Source organism: Spirosoma sp. 48-14, from assembly GCF_001898575.1.
GTDB lineage: Bacteria > Bacteroidota > Bacteroidia > Cytophagales > Spirosomataceae > Spirosoma.
The window spans coordinates 17,697-24,122 of record NZ_MKUD01000012.1 but is presented as its reverse complement, the minus strand read 5'-3'; the positions used below and the strand labels follow the sequence as shown (position 1 = coordinate 24,122).

Sequence of the window (6,426 nt, the reverse complement as noted above, 5' to 3'; positions counted from 1 at the left end):
GAAACCGACGACCTTTACGTCGTCCCGACAAAGAATAACTAAACCCTTAGTTGCTTAACGTGTAAATCTGCCCCATTGGAAGAAGAAGGCCATGCAGTGGAGCGGTTTGATCGGGGTAAGTGATGAGGGCTGACAAACTCACGATGCCACGGAAGTGGTGATCGGTATCCAGTACGACAAACCGCTGGCTTTTGGTGGCGGCTTGCCGAAGGTATTGATAGACCTCAGGCACGGTACTTGTATCGGCTAAGAAAACCTCACTCCGGGTAGCCACTTCCCCGACGGTCCATTGCTCCAACCAATCCGACTCGTACGATTCTGGGGTTTTAGTACCCCGGCGGGCAATCTTCTCGGTCATGATGGTATTTTCCATCAATAAAAATGAGATACTGTATGAACCGGCGCAAGCGGCCAGCAGGGGCAGCAGGCTGTTGGTCTGATGGGTTGTTTCTAAGGCAAAAACAATGGAGGTCAACACCGCCCGGCTGGCCCCGGCAAACAGGGCCGACATACCGACCAGAGCGGCCAGGGGCAGGTTGATCGCAAGGCCAGGAAACACTCCTTCAATGGCATGACCAGCCAGTGCTCCGATGGCTCCACCAATGGTCAATAGCGGAGCCAAGGTACCGCCGGATGTGCCGCTACCCAGGGAAATGGACCACGAGAGGAGTTTAAACAGACACAACGACAGAATAAGCGACAGGGGCATTGTCCCCGACAGAATATCGGTGATGTTCCGGTAGCCTACCCCCAGGGTTTTAGGAGCAACGTAACCAATAAGGCCCACTGCCAGTCCCCCCAGCGCGGGCCACCACATCCAGTGAAGGGGTAGTTTTTCAAAACCATCTTCAATAAAATACACCAGCCTGGTTATAACGACCGATAGTACGCCAATCAGCAGGCCAATTGCACTGTAGGCCAGCAAAGCGGCATTGCTGGCTTCGGGAATGGTTTCGGATAGGGCAAAAACCGGATCGGTGCCAAAAAGCAGATGGTGACCGGCGGCCCCCGTAATACAGGCCAGCGCAACGGGAATGATCGAGCGGGCCGAGAACTCGAACAATAGCAGCTCGATAGCCAGGAAAATAGCGGCTAAGGGTGTACCAAAAATAGTGGCCATCCCGGCCGTAGCCCCAGCAGCCAGCAACGTTTTTCGCTCGCTATCGCTGATGGTAAGAATCTGGCCGATGGTGGAGCCAAGGGCTCCACCCGTCGCAATGATGGGACCTTCAGCACCAAAAGGTCCCCCTGTTCCAATTGAGATGGCCGCTGAGATGGGTTTCAAAAAGGCGATAATGGGTTTAATCCGGCTTTTATTGACCAGAATCTGCTCCATGGCTTCCGGAATGCCGTGACCCCTGATGGCTTTGGAGCCATAAAAAGCCATCAGGCCCACTAGTATTCCGCCCACCGCTGGTAAGGCAATGACCCACAGGCCTAGTGTCGCATTGACCGGACTGCTCTCGGCCAATGACCACCGCCCAAAGAAAGAAAGGTTGGTCACTAAATTGATAAGGCCAACCAGTAGGCGGGCAATCAGCGCTACACCAGCCGCCAGCCCTACGGCCAGCATGGCTATATATAGAATGCGCTTTTTTGAGCTGGTTCGCTTCGGTTTTAGCGGTTCCTCATTAAGAAACTGTCTCAATGATGTAGAAATGGGGATGGGTTCCAGCCTGATAGGGTGGTGATGCATATGGGGAAACGAATAATATGATTTATATCATAGTTAATTCATTATTGTATAAAATGGTTTGCCGATATTTGTGATTTGAATAATACTATAAGTAAACCTATGCTGAAGCTGATAGCACGGAGGCAATACCGGATCGTTCGGTATGTGGTGTATCGTCAGACGCTGATCGAACCCGCCGATCACTTCTGGACATTCGTCGGGACCTTTACGGCCATTGCTTCGTTGGGGTTACTTAACCAGTCGCATCTAATTCAGCAGGACAGTGTGTTTCTGATTGGATCATTCGGAGCCTCCTGCGTGTTGATCTTTGGGGCCACTCAAAGTCCCTTGGCTCAGCCCAGAAACCTAGTTGGGGGGCATTTGCTGGCTTCGGTTATTGGGGTGAGTATCTACAAGCTGCTGCCCGACCAGCTATGGCTGGCAGCAGCACTGGCCGTTTCGCTGTCCATTGTGGGTATGCAAATCACCAGAACCATGCATCCACCGGCGGGTGCGACGGCTCTGATTGCCAACATTGGCTCCGATAAAATAAAAGCGCTGGGCTTTTACTACGTACTGACCCCCGTGTTGACGGGGGTATCGATTTTACTCGTTATGGCACTGATCGTTAATAATATCCCTTCGAACCGGTCTTACCCTAGCCAGCCGATCCGACTGACAAGACGCCTGGGCAGGTGGCATAAGCCCCTAAAATACTTGCGCCACCGGGCAGCTTCCCGAAAACGGGCACGCGCCCAAGTCATTCCATGAAAATTACTAAAACCTCCTGTGATTTAAGCAGTTGCCTACTCTGCAAAAACAGTGTGGCGGGCTGGCTTCCCCTGATCGATGCGAATCGACAGATGCTGTCCTTCAAAAAAAAAGAGGTGATTTTTTCGGAGGGGAGCCTGGTAGCAGGGGTCTATTTCGTCTATAAGGGCACCGTCAAAATCCACAAGGCATGGAGCCCCCAAAAAGAACTGATCCTGAGCTTCGCCCGGAAAGGTGACATGATTGGCTATCGGGCACTGGGCAACGACCAGATTCTGCCTATCACCGCCACCGCGTTAGACGACGTTACCCTATGCTTTGTCGCGTTACCTTTTTTTGAACTTTCCCTCCAGTCCAGTCATCCACTTACCTACGCGCTGATGAGGTTTTACGCCAATGCCTTGCAGGAAGCCGAAAAACGGATGCGTAATCTGGCCCTGATGGACGTAAAAGGCCGGGTGGCCGAAACGCTGCTAATGCTGCACCATAAATTTGGAGCGGACGAAATGGGGCAGATCGCGATGAACCTAACCCGTCAGGTGATGGCGGCCTACGCGGGCACGACCTACGAAACATTTTTTCGTATGCTCAACGAGCTAAAAGCCGAAGGGTTGATTCAGCAGACCGACGAGAGCCTGATTCTGCTGGATGCCGAGAAACTGGCGACCCTGACCCATACCGATCCCTAATCCCGGACGATGCCCGTCGGGCCACAATACGTTATGATGAAAAAACAGGCATTTCATACCTACCAGCTTCAGGAGTATCCCGATAATTCGACGGCGAAGGGTGGGTTTTACATGATCCGGCTCCGGGACCTCATCCGGCAAATCAAAACGATTGACCAGCCCCATGCGCATTCGTTTCACCTGCTGCTGTACCTATGGAAAGGGTCAGGTACGCACACAATTGATGGTCAGACGTACTGCGTTACACCCCCACAACTATACTTCCTGACGCCGGGTCAGGTTCACGGCTGGTCACTAACCGATGATACGGAAGGGTATCTACTTTTCTTCGAGGCAGCTTTTTTCCAGGCTCGCTACCCGAAACGGCTGTTTGATTATACCTTTTTTCGGGCCGACCGAACCACCTCCCTACTAACACTTTCGGCTGATGCCCGTAGGGTACCCACCCTTTTCGACTGGGCCTATCAGGCATTTATCCTTCCCCATACCCAGCACACGGAGGTATTTGCTTCGCTGCTTCATTTGCTGCTCGAACAGGTCAGCGATCTCTACGATCAGGCAAATCCCGCCTGTCAACTAAACAGGAGCAGCCTGGTGAATCGGTTTGTCGAATTGCTCGACACGCAGTTTATTCACCAGAAAACCTGCGCCAGCTACGCCGGGCAGTTAGGCATTAGCCCCAATTATCTCAACCACTGCTGCCGCCAACAGATGGGCAAAACCGCCAGTCAACTCATCTACGACCGCCTACTGGCAGAAATCGGCCGGCTGCTGCTCAATACCGATCTGCCCATTAAAGCAGTTAGTTACGCCGTTGGTTTTTCGGATTCGGCTTATTTCTCCCGGTTCGTTCACAAGCATACGGGGCAAACCCCGCAACAAATCAGGCAGCAAGCCAATAATCGTTGATTTGTCCTGATTGGGGCTGGCTTTGTCTATTGATGGCCCAGGGGGATACTGGTAATTTTGTTCCTATCCAACGCATAATAACGCGCCGACAGGTAAACGCACCGACAGGTACTGGTTGCCAGTGTCGCTGCCCGCCAATTTTCCCAATTGTCATGCATGAAACCGTGATTCCATTTCCCAGTACGCATCCCAACGAGCCGCAATCAGTCTGGTTCCGTTATGTGTTCAGTACCGACCACAAAGTGATTGCCAAACAGTATCTAATTACAGGGATTGTCTGGTCAATCATCGGGGTAGCCCTGTCGGTCATGTTCCGGCTTCAGCTGGGTTTTCCGGGCATGAAACTGAATTTTCTGCGCCCCGTACTAGGCACCTGGATTACTGAATCGGGTAAAATTGATCCTGATTTTTACCTGGCCTTAGTCACGATGCACGGCACGATCATGGTCTTTTTTGTGCTGACAGCAGGACTAAGTGGCACGTTTTCCAACTTCCTGATTCCCCTCCAGATTGGCGCCCGCGATATGGCATCGGGTTTTCTGAATATGCTTTCGTACTGGTTCTTTTTCGTTTCCAGCGTGATCATGTTTTCCTCGCTGTTTATCCAGACGGGCCCTGCTGCTGGGGGCTGGGTCGTTTATCCGCCCCTGAGTGCCCTGCCGCAGGCGCACAAAGGCTCCGAACTGGGCATGACACTTTGGCTCATCAGCATGGCCCTGTTCATTGTTTCTCAGCTACTGGGTGGCATCAACTACATCACAACGGTTATCAATCTACGAACCCGTGGCATGTCGTTCAGTAAGCTGCCACTCACCATCTGGGGCTTTTTATTAACGGCGGTATTGGGCCTGATTTCATTCCCCGTACTGTTTGCGGCGGTACTGCTGCTGATTTTCGACCGGAGTTTTGGCACTAGTTTTTACCTGTCCGAAATTTATATCAAGGGAGAAGCGCTGCCCAACGTAGGGGGGAGCCCCATTTTATTTCAGCATTTGTTCTGGTTCCTGGGGCACCCGGAAGTGTACATCGTTATCCTGCCCGCCTTTGGTATTATTTCGGAAGTCATGTCCACGAACGCCCGTAAACCTATTTTTGGTTACCGGGCCATGATTGCCTCCCTGATGGGCATCGCTTTCCTGTCGTTTGTGGTTTGGGCGCACCACATGTTTGTATCGGGGATGAACCCCTTTCTGGGATCAGTTTTCATGTTTTTAACGCTGATTATTGCGGTTCCTTCGGCCGTTAAGTCCTTTAATTATATCACTACTTTATGGCGTGGCAATCTCCATTTTACCCCGGCTATGCTGTTTGCCATTGGGTTCGTTTCCGTATTTATTTCGGGCGGGCTAACGGGTATTATCATGGGGAGTTCGGCTCTGGACATCCAGTTGCACGACACCTACTTTATCGTGGCACACTTTCACTTGGTGATGGGAGCCGCGTCGGCGTTTGGCTTACTGGCTGGTATTTATCACTGGTTTCCGAAGATGTTCGGGCGTATGATGAACGAACGGCTGGGGTATATCCACTTCTGGCTGACCTTCATTGGGGTTTACCTAATCTTTTTCCCGATGCACTACCTGGGCATTGCCGGTTTCCCCCGTCGATATTATTCCTTTACCAGTTACGATTTCATGAAGTCTACCTTCGTTGACATGAATAGTTTCATTACCATAGCGGCTGTTGTGACGTTTACGGCTCAGTGGATTTTTGTCTGGAATTTCTTCTACAGTATGGTCAAAGGCCGCAAAGCCACGCAGAATCCTTGGCGGTCAACTACCCTGGAGTGGACCGCACCTATCCATCCGGGTCATGGCAACTGGCCGGGCGAGATTCCGGCGGTCTATCGCTGGTCGTACGATTACAGCAAGCCGGGAGCCAGAGAAGATTTTATTCCCCAGAACGTGCCCTATTCGCAAACGCCTGAATCCAACCTGCCCCACGAAAACGAGCAGATTGCTTTTGAAAAAGAAATCAATGCCCAAAACCTGAACGACCCGTTTAAGCAACCGACCTAATCTTGTCATTCGTAAACTTGTTTCGGTGATGAAACTCATTTCAGGCCCCACGTTGGTGACGATCCCTCTTGAGAACGTTAAGCTCTATGCCGACTGGTGGATCCCTCAGCAGGCCGATGGACTTATTATTTTTTCAAATGGGAGTAGTTGTAGCCGGTTTAATTTGTGCAACCGGTTGCTGATGCAGCAATTTCATGAGCAGGGACTAGGTACGCTGCTAGTGGATTTATTGACTATTGAAGAAGATGAGGACTACAGTAATCGGTCGAATGTTGACTTACTAGCCACCCGCCTGGTGCAGGTAACCGACTGGTGTCGACGTCACCTGGATTTGCAGGAATTACCAATTGGCTATTTAGGAAAT

General features: G+C 51.4%; 5 protein-coding genes and 1 pseudogene. 5 read left to right on the top strand and 1 reads right to left on the bottom strand.

Annotated elements, in window-relative coordinates; genetic code table 11:
• Positions 1–46 precede the first annotated feature (46 nt).
• Positions 47–1,648 carry a chloride channel protein gene (locus tag BGO59_RS10945; protein WP_293683670.1) on the bottom strand — a complete coding sequence of 534 codons (1,602 nt, stop codon included), beginning with the start codon at positions 1,646–1,648 and terminating at the stop codon, positions 47–49.
• A 147-nt stretch (positions 1,649–1,795) separates the two neighbouring features.
• On the opposite strand from BGO59_RS10945, the gene BGO59_RS10940 reads away from it, so the two are divergent.
• The 5 genes and pseudogenes from BGO59_RS10940 to BGO59_RS10920 all read left to right on the top strand — a co-directional run.
• Positions 1,796–2,446 carry an HPP family protein gene (locus tag BGO59_RS10940; protein WP_293683669.1) on the top strand — a complete coding sequence of 217 codons (651 nt, stop codon included), beginning with the start codon at positions 1,796–1,798 and terminating at the stop codon, positions 2,444–2,446.
• Complete coding sequence (locus BGO59_RS10935) at positions 2,443–3,135, top strand: Crp/Fnr family transcriptional regulator (protein WP_293683668.1); 693 nt, start codon at positions 2,443–2,445, stop codon at positions 3,133–3,135. The genes BGO59_RS10940 and BGO59_RS10935 overlap by 4 nt, the downstream gene beginning before the upstream one ends.
• A 33-nt stretch (positions 3,136–3,168) precedes the next feature.
• Positions 3,169–4,044, top strand: coding sequence for an AraC family transcriptional regulator (locus BGO59_RS10930; RefSeq protein ID WP_293683667.1), 876 nt, complete (start codon positions 3,169–3,171; stop codon positions 4,042–4,044).
• A gap of 152 nt (positions 4,045–4,196) precedes the next feature.
• On the top strand, positions 4,197–6,062 hold the full coding sequence (locus BGO59_RS10925) for a cbb3-type cytochrome c oxidase subunit I (protein WP_293683666.1): 1,866 nt from the start codon (positions 4,197–4,199) through the stop codon (positions 6,060–6,062).
• Between the two features lie 28 nt (positions 6,063–6,090).
• A pseudogene (locus BGO59_RS10920) lies at positions 6,091–6,426 on the top strand (alpha/beta hydrolase); the annotation flags it as partial.